The sequence below is a fragment of the Rhodococcus sp. JS3073 genome (assembly GCF_026810085.1).
Classification (GTDB): Bacteria; Actinomycetota; Actinomycetes; order Mycobacteriales; family Mycobacteriaceae; genus Rhodococcus_F; species Rhodococcus_F wratislaviensis.
The window spans coordinates 6,618,701-6,643,649 of sequence record NZ_CP113951.1 but is presented as its reverse complement, the minus strand read 5'-3'; the positions used below and the strand labels follow the sequence as shown (position 1 = coordinate 6,643,649).

Genomic DNA, 24,949 nt, shown 5'->3' with positions numbered 1-24,949 from the left:
CGACCCACACATATTGTCGGCCCTCGGGCGGGCGCGGGGGCCGGATTCACCGAGCCGAGGGTGCGCCGCTCAGGTCACGCACCGAGCAGCTGATGCGCCCGCAGACCGACGTACAGTTCGGCGGCGTCGATGGGGTCGGAGAAATCGCGTCCCGTGAGGGTGTGGATTCTGCGCAACCGGTACAGGACGGTGTTGCGGTGGTAGTGCAGTTGGGTGGCCGCCGCGGTGGTGGAGCCACGACAGGAGAACCAGGCGTCGAGCGTGGCCAGCAGGCTCTCCTGCTCCTCCGCGGGCAGGGCCAGCACCGGTCCGAGGATCTGGCTCGACGCGAGCTTGCCGGCGTCGGGAACGCTGACGAGTAGCAGCGACACCGGCACCGACTCGTAGCGGGTGAGGGTGCATCCACCGTGTCCCGCGCAGCGACGGGCGATCCGCGCCTGCTCGACGGCCCGGCTCGTCCCACCGGGACGCCCGAACACCGAGCTGACCCCGATCCGTCCGTGACCGGTGCGGCCGAGGAGGTCCAGTGCGGAATCGAGTACCTCGGCGGTGGCGGCCCACAGCAGTCCGATCCGGCCGTCGACCTCCGTGTCCCACACCGAGTCGACACCCACACCGCGAAGGTCCGACTGCACGACGTCCGCGGCGGACGGGGACGACGCCGCTTCGACGGACACGACGAGGAACGTGCTGTTCTCCGGAATCCGGAACGTGCGGAGCGCGTCGGCGGCGCCGGCCGGGTTGGCAGCGTGGTCACCGAACAGGGTTCTGATCAGGCGGCCCCGCGACTCGGCGTCCTCGCGGGCCCGCAGGTCGGCGGTTTCCCGGTATGCCTCCGCGGCGCTGTCCGAGTAGACGTCCACGAGAGCCCACACCTGGGCGGCCATGTCGAGCAGGGCGTTGGTGGCCCGGCCCTCCGAGCGGTCCATCAGTTCGTCCCAGATCAGGCGGCCGCCGAGCCGGAACGCGTGGAGCAGCGCCGCGAGCGGCACACCCTGTTCGGCCTTCAACTGTCCGGCTGCCCGCGCCGCCTCGAGCCGGATCGGCGCACTGCCCGCGAGGTTGCCCAGCATCGCCGTCAGGTTGTCGACGCATGCCGCGTACAACTGTTCGGGAGTGAGGAGCGTCGCCTCCACGTAGCCGTGCTCGGCCGACAGGATGCGCGAGACGAGTTGCTCGGACAACTGATCCACGGACTCCAGCATCGATCCCAGAACTTCGGTGGGCGACGGCGCGACATCCGAGCTGACAGTCATCCGGCAAGACTATCCACCGGACGTGGTCCGCGCCATCCCCTTTTTGTGCGACGGCATAGCCCGTATGTTCACATTGACAGCCGCTGCCTATGGCGCGGCGCCCGGAACTGGGACGAGAATCAGTGTTCTACGCCACAGTAGTTTTTCGTTTCTGCGGCGCGGTCCTTCATGTACTCGACCCGAGCGGAGCTGTCCACAGTGAGCACTTCAGAACCCGAGGCCACCTCCAACACCCCCGACGCGGCCTCCCCGCATCCGGAGGTCGATGCCGCCCTCGCCGACCTCGCCGAGGGCGAGAAGACCTGGGCCGACCTCGCCCTCGCCGATCGCCGGACACTCCTCGACAAGGTGCACGACCTCACCGTGCAGTACGCCGCCGACTGGGTGGACGCCGCGGTCGCGATCAAGGGGCTCGACCCGAAGTCGCCGCTGGTCGGCGAGGAATGGATGTCCGGGCCGTACCCGCTGGCCACCGGCACCGCGGCGCTGTCCGCGAGCCTGGCGAAACTCGAAGCCGGGACCAGCCCTCTGGACGGCGCCACGTTCGGCACCGCCCCCGGCGGCCGCACGACCGTCAAGGTGCTGCCCCTGAACATCTTCGACAAGCTGCTGCTCAGCGGATTCAGCGCGGACGTGTGGCTGCAGCCGGGAATCGATCGTGCGACGGCACAGCGCGACGCCGGCCTCGCCCAGCGCGACCCGTCGCGGACGCAGGGCATCGGCGTGGTCCTGGGCGCCGGCAACATCACGTCGATCGCCCCGCTCGACACCCTGTACGAACTGATCGCACACAATCGCGTCGTCGCACTCAAGCTCAACCCCATCACCGACCGCCTGCTGCCCGTGCTGACGCGTGTACTCGAACCGCTCATCTCCATCGGCGCGGTCCGATTGCTGACCGGCGGCGCGGAGGTCGGGACGTATCTGGTGCACCACGACCTCGTCGACCACGTGCACATGACGGGCAGCGCGCTCACCCACGACGCGATCGTGTTCGGGACCGGCGAGGAGGGCGCGCGGCGCAAGGCTGCGAACGAGCCCATGCTCGGCAAGGCCATCTCCAGTGAGCTCGGCGGCGTGTCGCCCACCATCGTGCTGCCCGGCGAGTGGAGCCGCGCCGACATCAAGTTCCAGGCCGAACACATTGCGACGCAACGACTCCACAACGGCGGCTACAACTGCGTCGCGGCGCAGGCGGTAGTCGTGTCGTCCGAGTGGAAGCAGCGCGACGAGTTCGTGGCAGCCCTGAAGGAGGCCCTCGACACGGCACCGGACCGCCCCGCGTACTACCCCGGCAGCGACTCCCGGGTCGCCGGCGCCACCGCGTCGTTCCCCACCGCCGCGCGTCTGGGCGAGAACGGCGGACGCGTCCTGGTCACCGATCTCGAGCCCGGCGCCTACGCCCCGCTCCTGCAGACCGAGTACTTCGCTCCGGTACTCGGCGTGATCGACCTCCCCCACGCGGGCGCCGCGTTCGCGCAACAGGCCGCCGACCTCGTGAACGAGGACTTCGTCGGAACGCTGGGGGTCAACATCGTCGCTGCCCCGCAGACCATCCGCGACCTCGGCGCGGAGTTCGACTCGCTGCTCGAGAGCCTGCAGTACGGGACCATCGCCGTGAACGCGTGGACCGGCGTCGGGTACCTCACCGCCACCGCGACCTGGGGGGCCTTCCCCGGCCACACGTTGAACGACGTTCAGAGCGGCATCGGCGTGGTGCACAACGCCCTCCTCATCGACCGTCCGGAGCGCACCATCGTCCGGGGCCCGTTCCGTCCGTCGCCGCGGTCGATCCTGAACCGTGAGATGTCCATCTCGCCCAAGCCCCCGTGGTTCGTCACCAACCGAACCGCCGCCACGACGGGCCGATTGCTGACAGGATTTGCCGGTGCACCCTCATGGACCCGGCTGCCGGCGATCTTCGCGTCCGCGCTGCGTGGATGAGGGTTGCGTGTCCTCGATCCCTCACCCCCGTCGAAGTGGAGATGAACGATGAATCAGGAACTGTCTGTGGCCGACTACGTGATCGTGGGGTCGGGTTCGGCAGGTGCCGTGCTGGCCGACCGGCTCAGCGCCGACTCCGGCAGCGCGGTCGTGGTCCTCGAGGCCGGTGGTGAGGACAAGGACAAGTTCGCGCACATCCCCGCCGCGTTCTCGAAACTGTTTCGCAGTGAGATGGATTGGGACTACCTGACCGAGCCGCAACCCGGGCTCGGCGGGCGGACGATCTACTGGCCGCGTGGCAAGATGCTCGGCGGCTCGTCCTCGATGAACGCGATGATGTGGGTGCGTGGATTCGCCGCCGACTACGACGAGTGGGCCGAACTCACCGACGACTCCTGGTCGTTCAAGGAAGTGGTCAAGTACTTCCGCCGCATCGAGGACGTGCAGGACGCGTCGGACGCCGACAGCGGAACCGGCGGACCGATCGTCGTCTCGCACCAGCGGAGCCCCCGCGCGCTCACCGGGTCGTTCCTCGCGGCGGCCGAGGAGACCGGCTACCCCGTCGAGCGGGCGAACACCACTCGCCCCGAGGGCTTCTCACAGACCATGGTCACCCAGAAGCGGGGCGCGCGGTGGAGTACGGCCGACGCCTACCTCCGGCCGGCGCTGAAACGGAAGAATCTGACCGTCCTCACCGGCGCCCACGCCACCCGGGTTCTGTTCGAGGGTTCCGCGGCCGTCGGCGTCGAGTACGAGAAGGACGGGGTGCGACGCACCATCCGCGCCGCGAAGGAAGTGATCCTCGCCGGCGGGGCGATCAACTCCCCGCAACTCCTCATGCTGTCGGGGATCGGCGACGAGACACAACTGCGTGAGCACGGAATCGCAGTGCAGCAGCACCTGCCGGAGGTCGGGAAGAATCTGCTCGATCACCTGGTGTCGTTCCTCGGCTACAGCGTCGACTCGGATTCGCTGTTCGCCGCGGAGAAGGTCCCCGAGCTGCTCAACTACCTGACCCGTCGCCGGGGCATGCTCACGTCGAATGTCGCCGAGGCGTACGGTTTCACGCGCAGTCGTGACGATCTGGCACTGCCCGACCTCGAGATGATCTTCGGGCCGGCGCCGTTCTTCGACGAGGGCCTCATCCCGGCGACCGGTCACGCCGCGGTCATCGGCACCATCCTCCTGAAACCCGAGAGTCGAGGCGAGATCTCACTGCAGTCGGCGGACCCCCTCGGCAAGCCGATCATCGATCCCCGCTACCTCAGCGACAGCGGCGGAGTCGACCGGCGGGCGATGCTCGAAGGACTGCGCCTGTGCGACGCCCTCGCATCGGCGCCGGCGCTGAAGTCGCGGCTCGGCAACATGATTCGCCCGGCGGTCACGCCGAGCACGCCACTCGACGAGATCCTCGACCGGGCGCTGCAGGAGAATGCCCACACGCTCTACCACCCGGTCGGGACGTGCCGGATGGGCAACGACGACGCGAGTGTCGTCACGCCCGACCTGCGGGTCCGAGGGGTCGACAAACTGCGCGTCGCCGACGCGTCGATCATGCCCGCCATCATCCGCGGGCACACCCACGCACCCTCCGTCCTCATCGGTGAGCGGGCGTCGGATCTGATCCGCAACTCGTAGGGCGCTTCGCGCCCCGTGCGTGGTTTGCGAGTGCAGAGACTCGTTAACCACGCACGGGCGGCGGAGCCGCCTAGTACCGGCGCGCCGCGTAGAACGGCATCGAATCGAGGGGCGCCTGCTTCACGGGCTGCCCGGAGGTGGGCGCGTGGACGACCGTGCCGTTCCCGGCGTAGAGCCCGACGTGCTGCGCCCCGTTGAACAGGACGAGGTCACCCGGCTGCAGGCTGCCCTTGTCGACGGGTGTTCCCCCGTTCACCTGGTCGTAGGTGGTGCGGGGCACCGAGATGCCCGCCTGCTTGTACGCCCACTGGACCAGACCCGAGCAATCGAAGGCGTTCGGCCCGGTGGCACCCCAGACGTACGGCGATCCGATCTTCGATTCGGCAGCCGCGAGAGCCTGCGTGCCGTGCGTGGACGGCAACGCCGGCGGGGCAGGCAGGGGTCCCGGGAGGGGCCCTGGGTTCGGAGCCGGAGCCGGAGGCACTGGTGGTATGCCTGGTACCTCGAACGTCCCAATACCTGGGATCGTGATCGGCTCCGCTGCAGCGGGAGCAACGGGAAGCAGAAACGCTCCCACTCCCACACCGGCGGCGATCAGAAGACCGCCGGTCGAAAACTGCAGACGATTGCCCCGACGCAATCTATGCTTGGCCATTGAGCTGAGTCCTTCGATTCATGAGAATCCGGCGACATCGGTGCCGCTCGGACGAGACGTTAGATAACATCCCGGTCACGGACTCAGCGGACAACGGCCGAATGGCCCATACACATACCTGTTTTCGCAATCCAGGTATATAACAATCCGATCTCGAACCGACCGGTCCGTCACGAAACGTCAAAAACAGGTATGCCTTCAGGCAATTCGGCCCGTTACCGGAGGCATGCGCGTCGTCCACGCTGTTGTGCGTGTCACTGATCCAGAACTCAGAACCCGAGATCTTCGGGGAACCCGCAGGTGCGGACGCCGCGCCCCTCACTGTCGTGGGGCGTGGCTCGCCCGTCGTCTTCCTGCACGGCTGGGGGCTCACCCCGCGGGTGTACGGCCACAGCCTGTCGATGCTCGCCCAGCAGGGGCATCGCGTCGTCACTCCGACGCTGCCCGGATTCGGCGGAACTCCTGACCATCCGCCCGAGGCCCGGACCTTCGCCGGTTACGCGGCCTGGTTGGGACGGTTCCTCGACGACGCGGGAATCAGCGAGCCGGTGACACTGGTCGGCCACTCCTTCGGCGGGGGCGTCGCCATTCAGACCGCCCACGACCTCCCGGAGCGGGTCGCGCGCCTGGTGCTCGTCAACTCGGTCGGCGGTGGCGCCTGGTCGTCCGACGGCTGGGGAATCCGGCCCATCGGCGAGCGGCCACTGTGGGACTGGGGCGCGTCGGCGCTGGGTGAGGCGCTGTCGATCCGGACCATCGCCCACACGACGGCGTCGCTCGTCAACGGTTTCCTGCCCAACACGCTGCGGGATCCGGGAGCGGTGTGGCGCACGGCACACCTGGCGAGACGGGCGGACCTGCGCCACGAACTGGGCGTCCTCGCCGACCGGGGCCTACCGGTGTCCCTCGTCTGGGGTCGCGGGGACCGGACGATTCCACTCGCCAGTTTCGAGTCGATGCGGAAGGCACTCCGCAATCCGCCCGTCCTCACCGTGACAGGCGGTCACGGCTGGCTGATCCACGACCCGACGTCCTTCGCCGACGCCGTCCGCCGGTCACTCCGCAGCCCGTGAGTGGTTGACGAGTCCAGAGACTCACAAACCACGCACGGGCGGCGGAGCCGCCTCCGCAGCGAGATTGGTCCAGGTGGTGTCACCCCCGACGTCCGGCACCAGTTCCGACCGCAGAAACGTGATCGCCGGCGGGTTCACCAGCGCCGAGACGTCGGTGTGCCAGAAGTTCGCGTAGCTGTACTTGCGGGCGCCGCCGCGGGCCGCGTACTTGCGGCTGTCCACCTCCAGGATTTCCGGGTAGCCCTCGGGGGCGTTGTAGTCGTACGGGTGGGCGGGCGTCACCTTCCCGAAGTGACGGGAGAACCGGATCTGCGCCGCGTGGTCGAGAGGCTGGTCGCGGAAGAACAGCACCTTGTGGTCGAGCAACGCCTGCCGCAGTCGTGCAGCGGTGGCCTCGTCCAGGTCACCCGCGAGATCCACACCGACCTCGGCGCCGATGTAGCCGGCGATGGGGGCGATGCGGAGCTCGGTAGCGACACCGGGACGGTCGTCGATAACTGTCATTTCTGTTGTCTCCTTGGTTCTGTGCGCGGCCGACGAGTCCAGAGACTCGCCAACCGCGCACGGGCGCCTAGCGCCTACTTCTCGCCGCGGAAGGCCGCACCGGCGATGGAGGTGGACTCCTTGCCGTCGGGGCCGACGGGAACGTCGCCCTCGAGGGTGGTGCGGTAGAGGACGCGGGTGACGTCGAGGTGGTCGAGGTCGGTAGGCGCGAGGTGGGCGGTGGCACGGTTGTCCCAGAACGCGAGGCTGCCCGGCGCCCAGCGGAACCGCACCGTGTACGCGGGATTCGTCACCTCGGCGAACAGCAGGTCCAGCAGGCGGTCGCTCTGCGACGGCGAGACCCCGACAATGCGGCTGGTGAAACCGGGCGTCACGAACAGTGCCCGCTCCCCCGTCACCGGGTGCACGCGGACCACCGGGTGTTCGGTGACGAGCGGGTTCTCCCGCGTCTTCTGGGCGTAGCTGCTGTCCTCGGCCCACTGCGGGTGCCGTCCACCGAACCGGTGCTCGGCACGGAGCCCGTCGACGAGGCCCTTCAGCGAGTCCGGCAGACCCTCGTATGCGGCGACGAGGTTCGTCCACTGGGTGTCGCCGCCCTGTTCCGGGACGATGTGTGCGCGCAGGATCGTGCCGGCAGGCGGGTTGATCAGCGCGGTGACATCGGTGTGCCACTTGTTGTCGTAGCTGTACTTCTTGCGCCCGAAGCGCTTCTCGTACTTGCGGCTGTCGACGGCGAGGATCTGCGGGAAACCTTCGGGGGCTTCGTCGTCGTACGGATGCGACGGCGTCACGTCCCCGAACTTCCGCGAGAACGCGATCTGTTCGGCGTGCCCGATCTCCTGGTCGCGGAAGAACACGACCTTGTAGCGGTGCAGGGCGTCGCGTACCTGCGCTACCTCGTTGTCGGCCAGTTCTTTCCGGAGGTCGATTCCGGAGATCTCGGCGCCGATGTGCCCGGCGACGGGACGGACCTCGAGCGCGGTGTCGGCGGTCTGATCCGAGTTCGCGGGCGCGGCGGTGGTGAGTGTCATGAGTACTCCTGGTTTCGGGCTGAATCGATACGTCGCGATCATCATCGAATCCCGAACCACGGTGCTACAACGGTATTTTCACAATGCGAAAAAGGTTCACCCTGAGTTTTTCCCTACCGGAACGCGGGAAACGCAGATCCGGCGCCCGCACCGATCCGCGCCGCGACGCCGCGCATCGGCGGCACGATCTCCCGCACCAGATCGTCGGTGAGTCGCCGGCGCAGCGCCTGCACCCCCAACGCGCCACGGGGCCGACCCTGGGCGTCGAGAACGGGAACCGCGACGGCGAGCACGTCCCGGTTCTCCGAGGAGAAGGCCGCGGCGTAACCCAGCCGCCGGACCCGTTCGAGATCCGAGGACGCCGCCACCGAACTGCTTCGCCGTGCCGACGGCGTTCCGAACGCCAGAATCGCCATCCCCATCGCGCTGCTCTGCAGCGGTTGGCGTGCCCCGGGCAGCTGATGCGTGCAGAACCGTTCGGGTGGGCGCGCCGAGAAGACGGTGACCGCGACATCGTCCTTCGCGACCCCGAGGCTGGCCGTCAGCTTCACATGCGCGGCGAGCGAATACAGGTGCGGGGCGAACGATTCGGCGTCGAGACGCCCCAGCGACGGTACGGCGAGGGAGATCAGGCTGGGCCCCACCCGGTAGCAGTCGGTCCGCTCGTCGCGCTCGAGCAGTCCGCCGCGGACGAGGGCCTGCACGATGCGATACGCGGTGCTGACGGCCAACCCGGTGCGGGCGGCGAGAGCACTGACGGTCAGGTCGGTGGCCCCCTCGAAGCAGGCGAGTACCGCGATCGCCCGTTCCACCGCCTGCGAGCCCGAACGCGGTGACGTCACGAGCCCCTCCTTACCGTCTGAACGAACTCAGGCCGACCGCGCGGTGCCGTACTCGGGAAGCGGCACCGCGAAGCGCTCACGCAGGGTCTTCTCCGCGTATTCGTGGCGGAAGAGCCCCCGCTTGCGGAGCAGGGGCACCACTTCGTCGACGAAGGTGTCGAGTCCGGACGGGAACGCGTCGGGCATCAGGTTGAATCCGTCGGCAGCCTCGGCGCGGAACCACGCCTCGATGGTGTCGGCCACCTGTCCCGGTGTGCCGATCACGGCGCGGTGCCCGCCACCGCCGTCCAACTCGCGGAGAAGCTGGGCCACGGTCAGATTCCGCTCACGCGCCAGCCCGACCACTGATTCGCGGAACCCGAGGGAACCCGCGAACGTCGCCGGGTCGGGTGGCCCGGCCAGCAGCGACGCCGGGATCGGCTTGTGGAGGTCGAGTTCCGCGAGCGGGACGCCCAGGGTCAGGCTCAGCCGGTCCCAGCCGAACTGCGCGGGGACGTGGGCACGGAGTTGCTCGTGTCGAGCGACAGCCTCCGCTTCGGTCGAGCCGATCACCGTGATCAGCCCGGGCAGGATCTTCACGTCGTCGGGATTGCGGCCGGCCGCACGCGCCACGTCCTTGACGTGCTTGTAGTGCCTGCGCCCGGCGTCGAGCGTCAGCTCCGCGGAGAAGACGCCGTGCGCGGTACGTCCGGCGAGGTCACGCCCGGCCGGTGACCCGCCCGCCTGGATGAGGGGCGGCTGCCCCTGCACCGACGGCGGCACCCGCAGCACTCCGTCGACGTCGAAGAACTCGCTGTGGTGCGACACCGGGACACCGCTCCGGGCGCTCTCCCACAGCGCGGTCACCACGCCGACGAACGCCTCGGCACGGCGATAGCGGTAGTCGCGGTCCGGGATCTGGTCGAATCCGAAATTGGCTGCCGCCGTCGGCGAGTACGTGGTGACCACGTTCCACGCCACCCGGCCGCCGCTGAGGTAGTCGAGGGAGAGGAAGCGTTCGGCGAGATCACGCGGGTCGTTGAACGTCGTGGAGGCGGTCCCGATCAGGCCCAGGTTCTCGGTGGCCGTCGCCACGGCCGCCAGGATCACCGACGGTTCCAGCGCCCGGGTCGGCTTCACCCGGGGGTTCTCCCAGAACCCGGGACCGTCGGCGAGGAAGAACGCGTCGAGGGTGCCACGCTCGGCGGTCTGGGCGACCCTCGTGAAGTGGTCGAGATCGACGAAGGAGTGCGCGTCCACGTCGTCGAGCGTCCACGCTCCGGGGGCGATCCCCACGTCGAGCACGTTCACATTGAGCACCAGTTGGCGTCGGGAGCTACTCACGGCAGTGCCTTCCGAATCAGAAGTAACCGGTGTCGGGCAGCGGTGTCTCGTTGACCACGAGGTCGCCGATCACCCGCGCCTTGTACACCGTCGGGTTGTGGGAGAACAGGGTTCGCAGGTTGCGCCAGTGCCGGTCCAGGTGCGCCGACTCCCGGGTGGCGGAGGCGCCGCCGACCTCGAACAACCGGGTGGCTGCCCGGAGCGCGATGTCCTCGATGGACACCTTCACCTTGGCAGCCAGTACCGCGGCGTCCTGCTCGAGCCTCGTGTCGACGCCCGACGTGCGCGCGACGTCCGCGGCCACATCCTGTGCTGCCGCGGCGGCCCGGACAACGGACTCCGCCGCGAAGGCTGCCGCGGAGAGCGTGCCGACGATCTCGAGCAACTGTGGGTCGTGCCGTGGTTCCTCGGCGACAGCGAACACGAAGCTGCGCCGCCGGCCGCGGATCAGCTCGGCGGACTCGGTCGTGACGGTGCGGAGGATGCCCGCGGCGATCGCGTGCAGGTACAACTGGGGAAGGGCCTGCCGCGGCCGGGTCTCCTCGTCGCCGCCTCGGAACGGCAGCGTCTCGGACTTGTCGACGGCGACGTTCTCGAACACCGTCGTCCCGCTGCCGGTGTGGCGCTGGCCGATCCCGTCCCAGTCGTCCTTGTGGACGATCCCCGCCCGGTCGGCGGGAACGATGGCGCTGAGCGCCTTGCCGTCCGGGAGGTTGGCGGAGACCCGGATGAAATCGGAGTACAGCGAACCCGTGCTGTAGAACTTGACCCCGTCGAGGCGATACCCGCCGGGATGCGGCGTCAGTGTGGATTCGAAGCTGTAAGAGCCGACGGCGCGGGTGCTCAGCTCCGAGGATGCGCCACCGATCAGTTTGCCCGACAGGATCTCCGGCAACCATGCGTCCTTGCGTTCGGTGCGCGGGACCCGCAGCACCTCCTCGACGAAGGCATAGTGGACCCGGATGACGTGTGGCACATCGGGATCGGCCTCGGCGAGGTCGATCACCAGATCGAAGAGATCCTGCAACGTATAGCCACCGCCGCCGTGTTCCCGTGGCACACGCACAGCCCCGAGCCGGTGTTCGCGGATCAACTCGACGGCCCGCCGCGGTCCTTCGGTCCCGCCACGGGCCCGCCGCCGCGCGGCGTCCTCGGCAATCTCGGCGATCACGGCCGCCAGTTCGGCGGAGCCGCGTTCCGGCGGACGCACCGCCTCCGGTGCGGGGGCCTCGGATACCGCTGTCATGGTGAATCTCCTGTCTTCGGTGGAATGCTCAGCTGACCGGGAACGCGCTGCGGCCGCCGGACAGTACGGTCTCCGCCGTCTGCAGGCCCAGACGGTCACGCAGGGTGCGCCGCGGGTCCCGGAGGATCGGCTCCCGCCGTACCGCGTCGAGCAGGGCGGGCACGGTGGTCGTGGTGGCTCCCCGGAAGACCACCCCGTCGGCTTCCTTCGCCAGAGAGGAAACGCCGCCGGGCGTCCATTGCCGGTCGACCAGCAACACCTGGTCACGGGCGGCATCGGGGTCGAAGTGCGCCCGATAGCGTCGCGCCGCATCCTCGTCCGCGAGGATCACGGCGTCGGCCGTGCGCCGCGCCGCCACCAATTCGGCCGCGGTCGAGGGGCGCCAGAAGACGGGCGGCTTGCGTTGCGGTGGTTCGGGGACGTTGAGCGGGCCCGACACGGAGAACGTACCCGCGTGATCGATGTAGACGATCCGGTCGGATTCCGCGAAGATGCCGCGCTCGGCATCGTCGACGATGCTGTCGGCCGGCCAGCTCTCCCACAACTTCCGGACGACCGACACGGCATCGACCGCGGCGTCCACCGGGCCTGACCCGATGAGCCATCCGACCCTGCCGTGGGATCCGTGGTCGAGCGACCCGAGCCGTCGCGCGAGATTGAAGGGATGATCGCGGACGGGAGCACCGGCGACCACCAGTCCGACCGACGTCGTGTGACGAGCCAGGACGGTGGCGGCCACGGTCGCATCGATCGTCGCGTGACTCGATTCCCCCGCGTCCAGGCGGTCACCGCCGAGAACGACGAAGTCGATTCCCGACTCGTCGATGCTGCGCCCGAACTCCTCTCGTCGCGCCGGCCACCTCGGGTCGAGAAGTTCGGTGACGACGGCGGCGTCGACGTGCAGTCCGACGACGGAATGACGGCTCATGACGGTTCCCCTTTCCGCGATAGTCGTAACCCTCCCAGAGCATCGCTCACGGGACGAGCGTTGCGCTCACTCTGATTCTGGACGCATGTTGTCCCACAACAGCACTCACTTGAGTTCCGTCCACGTGTCGTAGAACCAGGGCACGGAGTTGGCCGCATTGCGGAAGTCGTGGATGTGCGGGGCGACGGCGAAGATCTGGGTATCCAGCAGCAGGGGGATCGTGTAGGCGTTGTCGATCACGTGATCCTGGATCTGTTCGATCAACGCGATCCGCTTGGTCCGGTCGGTCTCGGTGACCTGCGAACGGAGCAGGCCGTCGAGATACGGGTCGTTGCCTTCGAGCTGGAACAGATCACCCTGGTCGCTGTCGTAGTTCTGGGTCAGCCGGAAGGTGTCGGCCGTGGGCCACCCGTTCCGGCGCAGGCTCAGTTTCGGATCCGCGGTCGCTTTCGGATAGTTCGCGAAGTCGGTCTGCCTCAGCTGCAGCGAGATTCCGACCGCACGGAGCTGACGCTGCACGAGTTCGTACAACGGTTTCGACGTGTGGTCGTAGACGTCGATGTACAGGCTGAGTTCGAGTTGCCTTCCGTCCTTCTCCCGGATCCCGTCCGCGTTCCGCGTGGTCCACCCCGACGCGTCGAGCCGGCGATTCGCCTCGTCCGGGTCGAATCGCACCTCGTCGGAACGGTCCTTCCACCCCAGCGCGCCCTCGGTGATGATGCTGTTCGCGGGCTTCCAGTTGTCCGAGTACAGCGTGGACACGATCTGGTCCCGGTCGATCCCGTACATCACGGCCTTGCGAACGTTGACGTCGTCGACGAAATCGGCGGTCTGACGCACGTCCAGGACGTTGGCCAGACCCGGAGTGCGCAGGCCCAGAACGGTGAAACCCTCCTTCTGCAACAGGGCTTCGTCCGGCGGTTGCGTGTACCGGAGGGCGTCGCCCTCCCCGGAGCGCAACGCGCCCACGCGGATGCTGTCCTCCTCGATGGGCACCACCGTGACCGAATCGAGGTACGCCTCACCCTGGTGATTCGCGGTGGCGGGCGCCCAGTCGTATCCGCGGCGTTTGACGAGTCGGATCTCCTTGTTCGGAATCTCCGACTCCGCGACGAAGGGGCCGCTGCCGATCAGATTGGTCACCACCGATTGATCTTCCTTGCTCGCGTCGATCGTTGCGTCCGCGACGAGGCCTGCCGTGTTCATCGACAACGCCGCCAGGAACGGGGCGTTCGGTTCCGCGAGGTGCACGGTGACGGTGCGGGCGGCCGCATCGGTGTCGACCGCCGTCACCTTCGGGAACCAGGCGTTGCGGGGAATCCCCTTCGGCTTGTCGCCCTCGGCCAGCCATTCGATGTTGCGTTTCACGCTGGCCGCGTCGAGCGGAGTGCCGTCGCTGTAGGTGACGCCGTCCCGGATGACGAACTGGTAGGTGGTTCCGGGTTCGTCGACGGTCCAGCTCCGCGCGATCCACGGCACGAACTCGAAGGTCTCCGGATCCTGGTACACCAGCCTGTCGAGAAGCTGATCCTTGACCAGGCTGTTCTGCCAGTACGACACCTGGATCTGCATCGACGCCGTCACCTCGGCGTCGAGATACACCAGGTCTCCCCCCTGCTTGACCTGCGATCCCGTTTCGGTGGCGCCGTGCGCCTGACTGCAGGACGCCACCACCACCGCCGTCGCCGCGATGCACGCCGCGAGGCGGAAGCGTCCGAACCTGCGTGCCATGAGCCGTGAACCTCCGGGTTGTGTGAAGTGGCATCGAATTCTCTGGGCGGCAGCAGTCACACCGTGAGCGGAATCCTGCCGGGGACCGCGTCGATCAGTCGCGCCGTGTACGGGTCGGCCGGGTTGCCGAAAACCTCGGTGATCGAACCGGACTCGACGAGGCGGCCGTGTTCGAGCACGGTCACCGTGTCGGAGATCTGGCGGACCAGGCTGAGGTCGTGCGAGATGAACAGGTACGTCAAACCGAGTTGTGTCTGCAGGTCCACCAGAAGGTCGACGATCTGCGCCTGCACCGTGACGTCCAGCGCGGACGTCGGCTCGTCGAGCACCAGGATCTGCGGTGCCAGGACGAGTGCGCGCGCCAGCACCACCCGTTGACGTTGACCTCCCGAGATCTCCAGCGGTCTCCGCCCGAGCACGTCGGACGGCAGCGCGACCCGATCGAGGACGTCACGCACCGCGGAGTGCCGGCTCGCCCGATCGCCCGATCCGACGATGCGCAGGGGCTCCTCGATCACGTCGGCAATGGTGTAGCGGGGATCCATCGCGGCCAGAGGATTCTGTTGCACCGTCTGCAGCAGTCGGGCGTTCTGGCGGTACGACCGCGGGTCGGTCTTCAGGGGCCGCCCGTCGACGAACACCTCACCGAAGTCGAACGTGCTGAGTCCTGCGATGATTCGCGCGGTCGTGGTCTTCCCGGAGCCCGACTCACCGACCAGCGCGTGCGTGCTGCCGCGGGCGACGGAGAACGACACCGAGTCGAGTGCGGCCACCGTGGACGCCTGCCCCTTGCCACGTCTGCCTGTCGCGAACGTCTTCGTCAGATTCCGCACTTCGAGCAACGGTGTCGCGGACAGGTCCGCACCGGCGCGCCGGTCGGCGTACTTGCCGGGTGAGAGCGCGGGCGCATCACTCATCAGTGTGACGGTGTAGGGGTCCGTCGGGTGGTCGAGGACCTCACTCGCGGGTCCGGCCTCACGGACGCGGCCCTCGTTGAGGACCAGAACCGAATCACTGTGCTCACGCACCAGCGCCAGGTCGTGGGTGATGAACAGGATGCCGAGGCCCAGTTCGTCCTACAGGTCGGCCAGGAGATCGAGAATGCGTTTCTGCACGGTGACGTCGAGCGCAGACGTCGGTTCGTCCGCGACCAGGACCGCGGGCTCGACGGCGATCGCGATCGCGATGAGGACGCGTTGCAGCTGGCCGCCGGACAGTTGGTGGGGGTAGGACCGCGCGCGTTCGGCGGGATTGCGGATACCCACGCGGTCGAGAAGGCGGGTCACCTTCGACCGCACGTCCCGGCGGGTGGCCCGCCCGTGCACGAGGAGCGTCTCCGCCACCTGGTCGCCGACGCGTTGCAGTGGGTCGAGCGAACCGAGCGGATCCTGCGGCACGTATCCGATGGTGCCGCCGCGCAGGTCGCGCCACTGCTTCTGTTCGTACCGGGTCACGTCCCGTCCGAGGATGTGCACGCTCCCGGACGAGATCCGGCCGTGTGACGGGAGGAGTCCGATGGCCGCCCGCGCGATGGTCGTCTTCCCCGAACCCGACTGGCCGACGACGGCGAGCGTCTGCCCGCGCTCGAGTTGGAAGCTCACGTCGTCCACCACCTGTACGGCGGGGAGGTGCGGGGCTTCGGACGCGTATTCGATGTGCAGCGACCTCGCAACGATCAAGGGACCGTTGCCGCGCCGCCCGGCAGAACTCGTGGCCGGTGCTTCCGCGACCGCTGTCATCAACCCACCTGCTTCCGGACGATGTGACTCAATTTGCCGACACTGAGCACGGTCAGAATGATGACCACGCTCGGGAACGCCACCAACCACGGCGCGGTGGCGATGTAGTTGCGGCCTTCCGCGATGAGAAGGCCCCATTCCGGATTCGGCGGCTGCGCGCCGTATCCGAGGAAACTCAGTGCCGCGATGGAGAGGATCGCGGAGCCGAACTGCAGCGCCGCCAGGGACAGCACCGAGGAGTAGGCGTTGGGGAGGATGTGGCGTCCCAGCAGCCAGATCTTGTTGGCGCCGAGATGCTCACTTGCCTCGACGAACGGCTGGTGTTTGATCGTGAGGACCTCCGAGCGCATCAATCGGCAGAAGATCGCGACGGAGGAGACGCCGACGGCGATGGCGGCGTTGACCGTTCCGAAGCCCAGCGCGACGATGATGGTGATGGCCAGCAGCAGAGCCGGAATGGACAGCAGGACGTCGACGACACGGCTGACGGCTGTGTCGTAGGCACGGCCGAAGTACGCCGAGGTCAGGCCGAGCACACTCCCGACGACCAGTCCGAGAATCACCGCGATGACGGAACCGCTGATCGTGGTGGCCGACCCGTGGATGACGCGGCTGAGCACGTCGCGGCCGATGTAGTCGGTTCCGAACGGATGTCCGAGACTCGGCGCCTCCAGCGGATGCTCCGGGGACTCCGCCAGCGGATCGAAGGGTGCCAGCACTCCCGGCAGGAGAATGCATGCCAGCACCAGGAGCAGGAACGCCACGGACAGGACGTCGCCGACGGTCAGTCCGTGCCGACGTACCCACGCCGGCCGCGGAACAGGAACGACCGGTGCGCTCGGGACCGTCGCCTGAACACTCATGCTGTGACCACCTTCTTGTCCGGTGTGAGGGAGATCCGGGGGTCGATCAGCGGGTACGCGAGATCAGCGAGCAGGTTCGCGACCACGAAGATGACCGACACCAGGATCACCACCGCCTGAATGACAGGGGTGTCCTGATTGCGGACCGCCTGCTCGGTGAGGTAACCGATTCCGGTGCGGGAGAACACCGTTTCGGTGATGACCGACCCCGCGAGGAGTTCCCCGACCGTGATGGCGACGATCGTGATCGTCGGGATCGAGCCGTTCCCGAGGACGTGCCGGAAGATGATCCGGTTCTCCGTCAGCCCCTTCGACCGCAGTACGTCGACATACGGTTGACCGGACGCATTCTGCAGTCCCTGGATGAGCACCTGCGCGACGGGCGCGGACACGGGGATGGCCAGCGCGATCGCCGGCAGAATCACCGAGCGCACGCCCTCGTCCCTGATGGCGGAGACCAGGCCGAGCTCGAACGCGAAGAACTGGAGCAGCAGCAGCCCGACGATGAACGAGGGTGTCGACAGAAATGCCGCCGGTATGGCGCGGGCGGCCTCACGGATGCGCGCCGCCTTGGCGAACACCGCAATCAGTGCGATGCCGAACGCGAACACGATGGCGAGCAGCAACGCCGTGGACGCCAGCTTCAGAGTCGAGGGAAGGGACGAGAACAGCAGGTGTTCCACAGATTTGCCGGAGGTCAGCGAGAAACCGAGGTCACCGTGCACGACCAGGCGCTGCACGGACAGCGCGAACTGCTCGAACGCCGATTTGTCGAGGTTGTAATAGGCGATGAGCACTTCGGCGTCCTCCGCCGAGATCGGGTTCTCGGGACTGTTGATCTGCGATTCGATCGGATTGCCCGGAAGAACGTTGAGTACGAAGAACACGAGCGTGTAGGCCAGCGCGATCACGACGAACGCCTGCCCCACCCGTCGCGCCAGGTACCAGTAAGTCGGTCTCATTGCACGCACCTTCGGAAAATGCTGCCGGATGTGGAGGTTCTGCGAAGTTTTCCTGCCCGGCAACCGTAGGCCGTCGACCCTCCGTTATCCGAGTCTTCCGCTCGTCCTGATTTCAACGAACTTCCTAACCGGCTGCCGGCCAAAGCCATTCGAGCACCTGTGGCCTGCCAGGAACACGCAGGTTCGCGTTCCGCTCACGCTGCGGAGAAGGCTGTACGACACACCGACCGGGCCGTAACGTCGCCCGTGTGATCACCGTCTGGGTCATCGCGGGTGCGTTCCTCCTGTTCCGTGGGGTTCCGGGCGTCCTCGCGCTGTGGAGGTCCCGGTCGTGGACCGGGTCCGAGTGCTCGATCGTCGGCGTACGGCCGTCGATCACCTACTCGTATCGGGTCGGAAGCGACGAGTTCGTCGGTCAGCGCAGGACATTCGATCCCGGTCCGGCACTCGGCGCCTCGCTGTCCGACGCGGGTAGGGGCGAATTCGTTGTCGGACAGTCCCTCTGGCTGTGGTACGACCCGCGGAATCCGCAGTCCAGCGTCCTACGGCGCAGTGCGTTCGTATCGATGTTGCTGGTCGTCCTGGGGCTGACTTCCCTCGCCCTCGCGACATCCACCCTCTTCTCAGGAGATGCCCCTTGACATCACGACAGCAGACCCTCGAACCGACAACGGGAGACCTCCGATGAGTGTGATCCAGCGCAGCAGGACCTTCTACGGGCTCGCACTCGGTGAGCATCTGCTCGTCGACGCCATTCGCCGCGGCCGGGTCGACGAACTCGCCGCATTCGTCACCCGCACCGGCGCAGACTTCGTCCTGCTCGGCGTCGAGCGGGTGTCGCGGACCGCTCCCCGGCCCACCGCTGCCCTGTCCCCCAGCGTGTCCGCCGCAGCCCTGATCGCTGCCACCGACGACGTCGGTGTGTTCGTCACTGCGGTCCCCCACCTCGACCATCCGTACAACCTGGCTCGCCGGCTCGCATCGCTCGATCACACCAGCCGTGGGCGGGTCGGCTGGCTCACCGGTGGGGAAGACCGATCGGCGCCGGGCAACCTGGCCTCGGCGGGGGTCTGGATCGATGCCGGGCCGAGTCCCGCAGCCACGACCGATGCGATCCACGCCTCCCGGACACTGTGGGAGAGCTGGCCTGCCGACACGATCCGTGGACGCCCGGACGACGTGCGTTTCGCGGATTCCGACCGGATCGTCTACGCCGACCACCGCGGGGTCTTCGACATCGCCGGCCCCCTCAACGTCCCCACCCCGCCGCAGCAGAAGATTCCCGTCGCGTGGTGGGCGCAGGACGGTGACGACATCGTCTCCGCCGCCGAGGTTTCCGACATCGTCGTGCTGGAAGGCAGTCAGGTCGACCGTCACGGGCCGGCGGTGCGTGAGCGCGCATTGCTGTTCGTCGTCGACGATCCCGACGCCACCGGGGTGGATGGTCACATCGCCACCGTCACCGACCTCGACGCCGGCTTCGCCGCGTGGACGAGGCCGAGTCGGCCCCGCGGGTACCGGCAGCGGTCGCTCCGGGCGACGCTGCGGCTGCCCGATCCGGCGCCGGCACCGGCCCACCGCCGTCCGGTCTATCCGGGCGCGCAGAACTAGCAGTCATTCTGATCAAGTCGATTCTTAGGCATGACTTTCCGTTTACTCACGCCTAACGTTTCCGGAATCCACCGGCCTTCCGCGGGCCGGCATTCCGCCCCGACGGCCGACCCGAGGCGCCGTCATCCGACACAGGTGGTACAGCATGATCGAAGTCCGTTCCGTCACGAAGCGATTCGGGAAGAGGTCCCGTTCCGTAGAAGTGCTCCACGACATCGACTTCTCCGTCGGCACCGGCCAGATCGCGGCGGTGATCGGCCAGAGCGGTGCGGGCAAGACCACGCTGTCGCGCATCATCAGCCTGCTGGAGCGCCCGTCCGAGGGTCGCATACTGCTCGACGGCGTCGACGTCTCGGGGCTGTCCGAACGCCGGCTCCGGGATCAGCGTCGCGCGATCGGCACGATCTTCCAGGCGTCGAGCCTCCTCGCCCGTCGCACGGCGGCCGAGAATGTGTCGCTGCCGCTCGAATTCGCCGGTGTGGGCCGCTCCGAGCGGCGGGTGCGGGTGGAGGAACTGCTCGAGCGGGTGGGCCTGTCCGACAAGGCCGACCTCTACCCCCGGCAACTGTCCGGCGGGCAGCGGCAACGCGTGGGGATTGCCCGCTCGCTGGCACTCGCTCCGAAGGTCCTGGTGTCGGACGAGGCAACGTCGGGGCTCGATCCCAATACCACGCGCTCCATCCTCGCGTTGCTGCGCGAACTGCGCGACGACCTCGGGCTGACGATCGTGCTGATCACCCACGAAATGGATGTCGTCCGGCAGGTCGCGGACGTGGTCACCGTCCTCGACGCGGGGCGGGTGGTGGAATCGGGCCCGGTGATCGAACTCCTCCGGGATCCGCACTCCGAACTCGGCGTCGGCCTCCTCCCCGACCGTTCACACATCACTGCGGAGGACAGGGACGTGCTCTGGCACGTCACCTACGGCTCCGACACCGTTCCCACCAACTGGATCGAGCTTCTCGGCAAGGCCACCGGCCGGTCGATCGGTGTGCTGTCCGGGACCGTGGAGTCGGTCGGCGGACGCCCGGCGGGGCGGGTCACCATCTCGGTGGCCGGTGAGCATCCATCCGTCGGCGAGCTGCTGTCGTCGTGGGGTCTGCACGGAACCCGGGTCGACGACGCCGAATCCGCCCGGGCGCCCGAGGAGGCCGCGGCATGAGCGCCCCGGGCAGTGTCGTCCTGGCCATCTCGACTCCAGTCGAGGAACTTCCCGAGCTGTTCCTCCCCGCCCTGCAGCAGACCGTGCAGATGGTCGGGATCACGGTGATCCTGGCCATCCTGCTGGGCACCCCGCTGGCGGTCGTCCTGCACAACACCGCTCCCCGCGGGCTGTTCCCCAACCCGGCGGTCAACGCGGTGGCGGGCTGGGTGGTCAACCTCGGTCGATCACTCCCCTTCCTGGTGCTGATGGCCGCCATCATTCCGTTCACCCGATTCGTCGTCGGCACCTCGCTCGGGGTGCAGGCAGCGGCGGTTCCGATGACCCTGGCCGCGACACCGTACGTCGCGCGGTTGATCGAGAATTCGCTGCGGGACGTTCCCCCCGAAGTGGTCGAAGTGGGCCGGGCCTCGGCTGGGTCGAACTTTCAGATCATCCGCAAAGTGCAACTCCACGAAGCGGTCCCGACGATCATCGGCGCCCTGACCATCGCGCTGATCGGCATCCTCGACATGTCGGCGATCGCGGGAGCGGTGGGCGCAGGCGGCATCGGCAACCTCGCCATCGCCTACGGCTACAACCGTTTCGACAACACCGTGATGATCACGACGGTCATCGCGCTCGTGGTACTCGTCCAGATCATCCAACTCGTCGGTGATCTGGCCGCCCGCCTCACCAACCGGCGCTGAGCCTTCCTTCACATTCACCCAGATCAGAGGACAACACCCATGACGACTCGACCCCGCTCGGTGACGCGCGCCCGTGCTGTGGCGGCAGGCGGACTGACGGCCACACTGCTTCTCCTCCTCACCGCATGCGGCGCGGGCGGGGGCAACGACCGAACCGAGGGCGACGGCCCGCAGACCACGTTCAAGATCGGCTACACCGCCGGATCGATCCTGGACGAGAAGCTCGCCAAGGAAGTCGCGAAACTCGCCCCCGACCACGGCATCACCGTCGAACCGGTCCAGATCGAGGATTCGAAGCTCAAGAACCTGGCGGTTTCCCAGGGCGACATCGATGCCAACCACAGCCAGCATCAGGAATGGATGCGCGTGCAGAACGAGGACGGCAACCTCGGACTGTATGCGGCCGGAGACTGGTACGTCCTCAAGTTCTCGGGCTATTCCGAGAAGTACGGCAAGCTCGAGGACCTCCCGAAGGGCGCGAAGGTCGCCATCCCCGACGATCCGTCGAATCAGGCGCAGGCGCTGCAGACCCTGCAGGACCTCGGCCAGCTGACCCTGAAGGACGGTGTCGACCCGTCGCGGGTGACCATCCGCGACGTGAAGGACAACCCGAAGTCGTTCGAGTTCACCGAGGCCGCGCTGGCGCAGTTGCCGCGCACGCTCCCCGACGTCGACCTGGCGCTGGGCTGGCGGTCCAACTTCGACCTCGCCGACGTCCCCGACGACAAGATCGTCTTCAACGCCCCCGCCTACGAGTTGTACTGGATCGAGGTCGTCATCAACGAGAAGAACAAGGACAACCCCGACTTCGCGCCGCTGCTCGACACCTACCACGACCCGCGGATCGGCCAGCTCATCGACAGCGACCCGTTCTTCTCCCGGGTGGCGCAGAGCATCGAATCGGCGCGGGCCACCGACCGCAGCCAGACCAACGTCGACGGCGCGGCCGCGAAGCCTGCCGGCTGATGCCCGCGCAACGAGAGGTCATCCTCAACGTCAACGTGCTGGACGTGGGATTTCACCCGTCCGCGTGGCGGGCGCCCGACCTGCACCCGACGTCGTTCATCGACCCGGACTACTACTCCGAGGTCGCGAAGATCGCCGAGCGCGGCACCCTCGACGCGCTGTTCCTCGCGGACGGACCTGCGCTCCGCGAGGATCCCGCCGTCAAGCCGACGCGGGCCCTCGAACCCACCACCGTGCTCGGTGTGGTCGCGAGCGCGACGGAGCATCTCGGGCTGATCGGCACGGCGTCGACGACGTTCAACGACCCGTTCGACCTGGCGGACCGGTTCCTCTCCCTCGACGTCGTGTCCGGCGGACGGGTGGCATGGAATGTGGTGACCACGTTCCACGCCGGGACCGCCCACAACTTCGGGCTCTCCCGGATTCCCGACCGCGAGTCGCGGTATCGCCGGGCGACGGAGTTCGTGGACGTCGTCACGGCTCTGTGGGAATCGGCGGCCACCAGGGTCCCGATTCAGCACGACGGGGAGTACTTCCACGTTCACGGCGTACTCCCCGTGCCGCCGTCGCCGCAGGGCCATCCGCTGCTCGTGCAGGCCGGCGGTTCCCCGCAGGGACGCGAACTGGCCGGACGCAGCGCCGACGCGGTGTTCTCGGCGGAGCTCACGCTCGACGCCGGGCGGCAGCACTACCGGGAAGTGAAGGACGTCGCCCGCGCAGCCGGTCGCGATCCCCGGGCGGTGAAGATCCTTCCCGGTCTCGTCACGGTGGTGGGCAGCACGGAGGCCGAGGCGATCGCCCGGTACGAAGACTGGGAATCCAAAGCTGCCGACGGTTTCTCGGCCGAACGGCTCGGCGGGATGCTCGGCGTCGACCTGAGCTCGCTCGACCCGGACCGGCCGATCCCGGAGGAGTTGCTCCTCGCTCCCGTCGATCCGTCGTTCTCCGGTTCACTGGGGTTCCGGGAAGCCGTCGTGCGACTGGCACTCGAAAGCCGGTATTCGGTGTCCGAACTGCTCCGCAAGGCCGGCGGCTTCGGCCACCGGCTCGTCGTCGGCTCACCCGAACAGATCGCCGACACCATCGAGGAATGGTTCCTAGCGGATGCGGCGGACGGCTTCAACCTGATGCCGGACGGATTCCCCTCCGGGCTCACCGATTTCGTCGATCACGTCGTGCCGTTGCTGCGCGAGAAGGGGATCTTCCGGTACGAGTACGCCGAATCCACCCTCCGCGAACGCTTCGAGGGCGCCCCGCTCCCCGTGAGTGGTTGACGAGTGCAGGTACTCGTCAACCACTCACGGGCGGCGGAGCCGCCTCCAGTTCGCCGTCGACCCGAAAACCGAGATACGTCCCCATCTCGATGGTTCGCGGAAGGTACGGTCCGGGCCGGGTACGGCCGATCAGGTCCAGGATCTCGGCGACGTCCGACGGTCCGAGGACCTCCACGGTCCGGCTCGACGTCCAGCGCGGTGCCGTCCATCTGCACCAGACCGAAGGAGTCCACCACCTCCCAGCCCTCCGGCGGGGTGTGGCCGAATCCGCGCAGCGCGGCCGTCGCCGACGGCCCGAGGATCGTCGCGAGATCCGCCCAATCCTCGTCCCCCAGCATCGCCGGGTGGCCCACGTGCGGCGCGACGTCCGGGTGGTACCGCGCAACCCGGCCCGACCACCTGGCGAAATGCGCGTGCGCCCCGCGCAGGGATTCCCGGATGGCGTCGTCCAGAGGATGAACACCCGTCCTCGACGGCGTCGTCAGTTCAGTCGCCACCGGGTTTACGACGCGACGGTACGCAACCAGCGGAACCGGCTGCGGTGGAACACGATCGGCTCGATCTCGGACTGCACCCTGAGCTCGTTGATCCGCAGGACCACGATCGCGTGATCCCCCGCGGGCACCTGCTGGGTGACGGTGGTGTCCAACCACACCGACGCCCCGTCGATGAACAATGCGCCGCCGTCGGTGGTTTCGGTATCCAGGCCCGCGAACCGGTCGCCGGTCTTCGCGGCCAGCACACGGGCGGCGGCGTCGTGCGCCTCCCCGAGCACGCTGATCCCGACGTGGGCGAGGTCCTCGAGTTTCGGCCACGTCGTGGATGTGTTCTGCACGCAGAACGCGACCAGCGGCGGCTCCAGCGACACGGGCACGAACGTGCTCGCCGCCATCCCGACGCGCTCACCGTCGATTTCGGCGCAGACGGCGACGACGCCGCTCGGGAAATGTCCGAACGCCTCCCGGAGCGAAGTCGTGTCCAGTGTGCCGTCTGCCTGCGTCATGAGAGTTCCGTCCGGGTCCGGGCCGCCGCGGTGAGGATCGGACCCCACCGCTCGGCGTAGTCGGCGATGCGTGTGTCGGTCGTGTACGTGGTGTCGATGAGGTACAGGCCGGGGGCGGGGGACGTCGCGCCGAGTTCGACGAGCACCGGCTTGAGCAGCAGGTCCGGCGCCATGGCGTGTGCGGGCCCGGCCCCGAGCATCAGCGGCACCACCACGACGTCCTTCAGGCCGTCTCCGGTCGCGAACTGGTCGAGGAACAGCTTCAGCACGCCCGTGTACGACGCCTTGAACGTCGGGCTGGCGAACACGACGAGGTCCGACGACGCCACCGTCTCCACGGCCGCCGCGACCTTCTCGTCACCCCACCCGAGCAGTCCCGCACCGAGCTCGATCACATCGACCGTCGAATCCGCGGCGGCACCCGTCACCGCGGCCGCCACCAGACCGGCCGCGTCCAGCGTCCGTGAACCGGGCTTGGGATTGCCCGCAACTACCGTTACCTTCATTGC

At 67.9% G+C, this 24,949-nt stretch carries 23 protein-coding genes and 1 pseudogene; 9 read left to right on the top strand and 15 right to left on the bottom strand.

Annotated elements, in window-relative coordinates:
* Positions 1 to 74 precede the first annotated feature (74 nt).
* A complete protein-coding gene (locus OYT95_RS30130) occupies positions 75 to 1,256 on the bottom strand; it encodes a PucR family transcriptional regulator (protein ID WP_037226868.1) in 1,182 nt (393 codons plus the stop codon).
* 198 nt (positions 1,257 to 1,454) lie between these two features.
* Between OYT95_RS30130 and OYT95_RS30125 the strand changes: the two genes are divergently transcribed.
* Complete coding sequence (locus OYT95_RS30125; RefSeq protein WP_268789869.1) at positions 1,455 to 3,200, top strand: aldehyde dehydrogenase family protein; 1,746 nt, start codon at positions 1,455 to 1,457, stop codon at positions 3,198 to 3,200.
* A 48-nt stretch (positions 3,201 to 3,248) separates the two neighbouring features.
* Positions 3,249 to 4,838 (top strand): GMC family oxidoreductase, encoded by a 1,590-nt coding sequence (locus OYT95_RS30120; RefSeq protein ID WP_268789868.1) that lies wholly within the window; start codon positions 3,249 to 3,251, stop codon positions 4,836 to 4,838.
* 70 nt (positions 4,839 to 4,908) lie between these two features.
* On the opposite strand, the gene OYT95_RS30115 is transcribed toward OYT95_RS30120, so the two are convergent.
* Positions 4,909 to 5,493 (bottom strand): C40 family peptidase, encoded by a 585-nt coding sequence (locus OYT95_RS30115; RefSeq protein ID WP_112298779.1) that lies wholly within the window; start codon positions 5,491 to 5,493, stop codon positions 4,909 to 4,911.
* A gap of 245 nt (positions 5,494 to 5,738) precedes the next feature.
* On the opposite strand from OYT95_RS30115, the gene OYT95_RS30110 reads away from it, so the two are divergent.
* Positions 5,739 to 6,566, top strand: a complete 828-nt coding sequence (locus OYT95_RS30110; RefSeq protein ID WP_174484651.1) for an alpha/beta fold hydrolase — start codon at positions 5,739 to 5,741, stop codon at positions 6,564 to 6,566.
* Positions 6,567 to 6,587: 21 nt separating this feature from the next.
* Here OYT95_RS30110 and OYT95_RS30105 read toward each other — a convergent pair whose 3' ends face one another.
* From OYT95_RS30105 to OYT95_RS30055, 10 genes and pseudogenes are all read right to left on the bottom strand, one after another.
* Entirely contained in the window at positions 6,588 to 7,070 is a 483-nt protein-coding gene (locus OYT95_RS30105; RefSeq protein WP_268789867.1) for a TauD/TfdA dioxygenase family protein, read from the bottom strand.
* Positions 7,071 to 7,144: 74 nt separating this feature from the next.
* Positions 7,145 to 8,101, bottom strand: a complete 957-nt coding sequence (locus tag OYT95_RS30100) for a TauD/TfdA dioxygenase family protein (protein ID WP_112298783.1) — start codon at positions 8,099 to 8,101, stop codon at positions 7,145 to 7,147.
* Positions 8,102 to 8,214: 113 nt separating this feature from the next.
* Positions 8,215 to 8,943 (bottom strand): IclR family transcriptional regulator, encoded by a 729-nt coding sequence (locus OYT95_RS30095; protein ID WP_037226859.1) that lies wholly within the window; start codon positions 8,941 to 8,943, stop codon positions 8,215 to 8,217.
* A 27-nt stretch (positions 8,944 to 8,970) separates the two neighbouring features.
* Positions 8,971 to 10,266, bottom strand: a complete 1,296-nt coding sequence (locus tag OYT95_RS30090; RefSeq protein WP_268789866.1) for an LLM class flavin-dependent oxidoreductase — start codon at positions 10,264 to 10,266, stop codon at positions 8,971 to 8,973.
* A 16-nt stretch (positions 10,267 to 10,282) separates the two neighbouring features.
* Entirely contained in the window at positions 10,283 to 11,512 is a 1,230-nt protein-coding gene (locus OYT95_RS30085; RefSeq protein ID WP_268789865.1) for an acyl-CoA dehydrogenase family protein, read from the bottom strand.
* Positions 11,513 to 11,540: 28 nt separating this feature from the next.
* Positions 11,541 to 12,440: an LLM class flavin-dependent oxidoreductase gene (locus tag OYT95_RS30080; protein ID WP_128641707.1), complete on the bottom strand. Its 900-nt coding sequence runs from the start codon at positions 12,438 to 12,440 to the stop codon at positions 11,541 to 11,543.
* Between the two features lie 105 nt (positions 12,441 to 12,545).
* Positions 12,546 to 14,171: an ABC transporter substrate-binding protein gene (locus OYT95_RS30075; protein WP_268789864.1), complete on the bottom strand. Its 1,626-nt coding sequence runs from the start codon at positions 14,169 to 14,171 to the stop codon at positions 12,546 to 12,548.
* 56 nt (positions 14,172 to 14,227) lie between these two features.
* A pseudogene (locus tag OYT95_RS44735) lies at positions 14,228 to 15,913 on the bottom strand (dipeptide ABC transporter ATP-binding protein).
* Complete coding sequence (locus OYT95_RS30060; protein ID WP_037226852.1) at positions 15,910 to 16,773, bottom strand: ABC transporter permease; 864 nt, start codon at positions 16,771 to 16,773, stop codon at positions 15,910 to 15,912. Before OYT95_RS30060 ends, OYT95_RS44735 begins: the two are co-directional and overlap by 4 nt.
* On the bottom strand, positions 16,770 to 17,735 hold the full coding sequence (locus OYT95_RS30055; protein WP_268789861.1) for an ABC transporter permease: 966 nt from the start codon (positions 17,733 to 17,735) through the stop codon (positions 16,770 to 16,772). Before OYT95_RS30055 ends, OYT95_RS30060 begins: the two co-directional genes overlap by 4 nt.
* Positions 17,736 to 17,983: 248 nt before the next feature.
* On the opposite strand from OYT95_RS30055, the gene OYT95_RS30050 reads away from it, so the two are divergent.
* The 6 genes from OYT95_RS30050 (at position 17,984) to OYT95_RS30025 (ending at position 23,437) form a co-directional block, all read left to right on the top strand.
* Positions 17,984 to 18,376 (top strand): DUF3592 domain-containing protein, encoded by a 393-nt coding sequence (locus OYT95_RS30050; RefSeq protein ID WP_268789860.1) that lies wholly within the window; start codon positions 17,984 to 17,986, stop codon positions 18,374 to 18,376.
* Between the two features lie 43 nt (positions 18,377 to 18,419).
* Positions 18,420 to 19,346: an LLM class flavin-dependent oxidoreductase gene (locus tag OYT95_RS30045; RefSeq protein ID WP_268789859.1), complete on the top strand. Its 927-nt coding sequence runs from the start codon at positions 18,420 to 18,422 to the stop codon at positions 19,344 to 19,346.
* A gap of 145 nt (positions 19,347 to 19,491) precedes the next feature.
* Complete coding sequence (locus tag OYT95_RS30040; RefSeq protein ID WP_268789858.1) at positions 19,492 to 20,508, top strand: methionine ABC transporter ATP-binding protein; 1,017 nt, start codon at positions 19,492 to 19,494, stop codon at positions 20,506 to 20,508.
* A complete protein-coding gene (locus tag OYT95_RS30035) occupies positions 20,505 to 21,197 on the top strand; it encodes a methionine ABC transporter permease (RefSeq protein WP_268789857.1) in 693 nt (230 codons plus the stop codon). The genes OYT95_RS30040 and OYT95_RS30035 overlap by 4 nt, the downstream gene beginning before the upstream one ends.
* A gap of 39 nt (positions 21,198 to 21,236) precedes the next feature.
* Positions 21,237 to 22,163, top strand: a complete 927-nt coding sequence (locus tag OYT95_RS30030) for a MetQ/NlpA family ABC transporter substrate-binding protein (RefSeq protein ID WP_128641701.1) — start codon at positions 21,237 to 21,239, stop codon at positions 22,161 to 22,163.
* Entirely contained in the window at positions 22,163 to 23,437 is a 1,275-nt protein-coding gene (locus tag OYT95_RS30025) for an LLM class flavin-dependent oxidoreductase (RefSeq protein ID WP_268789856.1), read from the top strand. The genes OYT95_RS30030 and OYT95_RS30025 overlap by 1 nt, the downstream gene beginning before the upstream one ends.
* 16 nt (positions 23,438 to 23,453) lie before the next feature.
* On the opposite strand, the gene OYT95_RS44730 is transcribed toward OYT95_RS30025, so the two are convergent.
* From OYT95_RS44730 to OYT95_RS30010, 3 genes are all read right to left on the bottom strand, one after another.
* Positions 23,454 to 23,612, bottom strand: coding sequence for a hypothetical protein (locus tag OYT95_RS44730; protein ID WP_268789855.1), 159 nt, complete (start codon positions 23,610 to 23,612; stop codon positions 23,454 to 23,456).
* A 327-nt stretch (positions 23,613 to 23,939) separates the two neighbouring features.
* Positions 23,940 to 24,440 (bottom strand): flavin reductase family protein, encoded by a 501-nt coding sequence (locus OYT95_RS30015; protein WP_268789854.1) that lies wholly within the window; start codon positions 24,438 to 24,440, stop codon positions 23,940 to 23,942.
* Complete coding sequence (locus tag OYT95_RS30010; protein ID WP_037226838.1) at positions 24,437 to 24,946, bottom strand: NADPH-dependent FMN reductase; 510 nt, start codon at positions 24,944 to 24,946, stop codon at positions 24,437 to 24,439. Before OYT95_RS30010 ends, OYT95_RS30015 begins: the two co-directional genes overlap by 4 nt.
* Positions 24,947 to 24,949: the final 3 nt, after the last annotated feature.

What these genes read in the sequence shown, in the direction of transcription:
- OYT95_RS30130 (WP_037226868.1), bottom strand. Translation starts at nt 1,256, where the DNA reads ATGACTGTCAGCTCGGATGTCGCGCCGTCGCCCACCGAAGTTCTGGGA.
- OYT95_RS30120 (WP_268789868.1), top strand. Translation starts at nt 3,249, where the DNA reads ATGAATCAGGAACTGTCTGTGGCCGACTACGTGATCGTGGGGTCGGGT.
- OYT95_RS30115 (WP_112298779.1), bottom strand. Translation starts at nt 5,493, where the DNA reads ATGGCCAAGCATAGATTGCGTCGGGGCAATCGTCTGCAGTTTTCGACC.
- OYT95_RS30105 (WP_268789867.1), bottom strand. Translation starts at nt 7,070, where the DNA reads ATGACAGTTATCGACGACCGTCCCGGTGTCGCTACCGAGCTCCGCATC.
- OYT95_RS30100 (WP_112298783.1), bottom strand. Translation starts at nt 8,101, where the DNA reads ATGACACTCACCACCGCCGCGCCCGCGAACTCGGATCAGACCGCCGAC.
- OYT95_RS30085 (WP_268789865.1), bottom strand. Translation starts at nt 11,512, where the DNA reads ATGACAGCGGTATCCGAGGCCCCCGCACCGGAGGCGGTGCGTCCGCCG.
- OYT95_RS30080 (WP_128641707.1), bottom strand. Translation starts at nt 12,440, where the DNA reads ATGAGCCGTCATTCCGTCGTCGGACTGCACGTCGACGCCGCCGTCGTC.
- OYT95_RS30075 (WP_268789864.1), bottom strand. Translation starts at nt 14,171, where the DNA reads ATGGCACGCAGGTTCGGACGCTTCCGCCTCGCGGCGTGCATCGCGGCG.
- OYT95_RS30060 (WP_037226852.1), bottom strand. Translation starts at nt 16,773, where the DNA reads ATGAGTGTTCAGGCGACGGTCCCGAGCGCACCGGTCGTTCCTGTTCCG.
- OYT95_RS30055 (WP_268789861.1), bottom strand. Translation starts at nt 17,735, where the DNA reads ATGAGACCGACTTACTGGTACCTGGCGCGACGGGTGGGGCAGGCGTTC.
- OYT95_RS30045 (WP_268789859.1), top strand. Translation starts at nt 18,420, where the DNA reads ATGAGTGTGATCCAGCGCAGCAGGACCTTCTACGGGCTCGCACTCGGT.
- OYT95_RS30040 (WP_268789858.1), top strand. Translation starts at nt 19,492, where the DNA reads ATGATCGAAGTCCGTTCCGTCACGAAGCGATTCGGGAAGAGGTCCCGT.
- OYT95_RS30035 (WP_268789857.1), top strand. Translation starts at nt 20,505, where the DNA reads ATGAGCGCCCCGGGCAGTGTCGTCCTGGCCATCTCGACTCCAGTCGAG.
- OYT95_RS30030 (WP_128641701.1), top strand. Translation starts at nt 21,237, where the DNA reads ATGACGACTCGACCCCGCTCGGTGACGCGCGCCCGTGCTGTGGCGGCA.
- OYT95_RS30025 (WP_268789856.1), top strand. Translation starts at nt 22,163, where the DNA reads ATGCCCGCGCAACGAGAGGTCATCCTCAACGTCAACGTGCTGGACGTG.
- OYT95_RS30015 (WP_268789854.1), bottom strand. Translation starts at nt 24,440, where the DNA reads ATGACGCAGGCAGACGGCACACTGGACACGACTTCGCTCCGGGAGGCG.
- OYT95_RS30010 (WP_037226838.1), bottom strand. Translation starts at nt 24,946, where the DNA reads ATGAAGGTAACGGTAGTTGCGGGCAATCCCAAGCCCGGTTCACGGACG.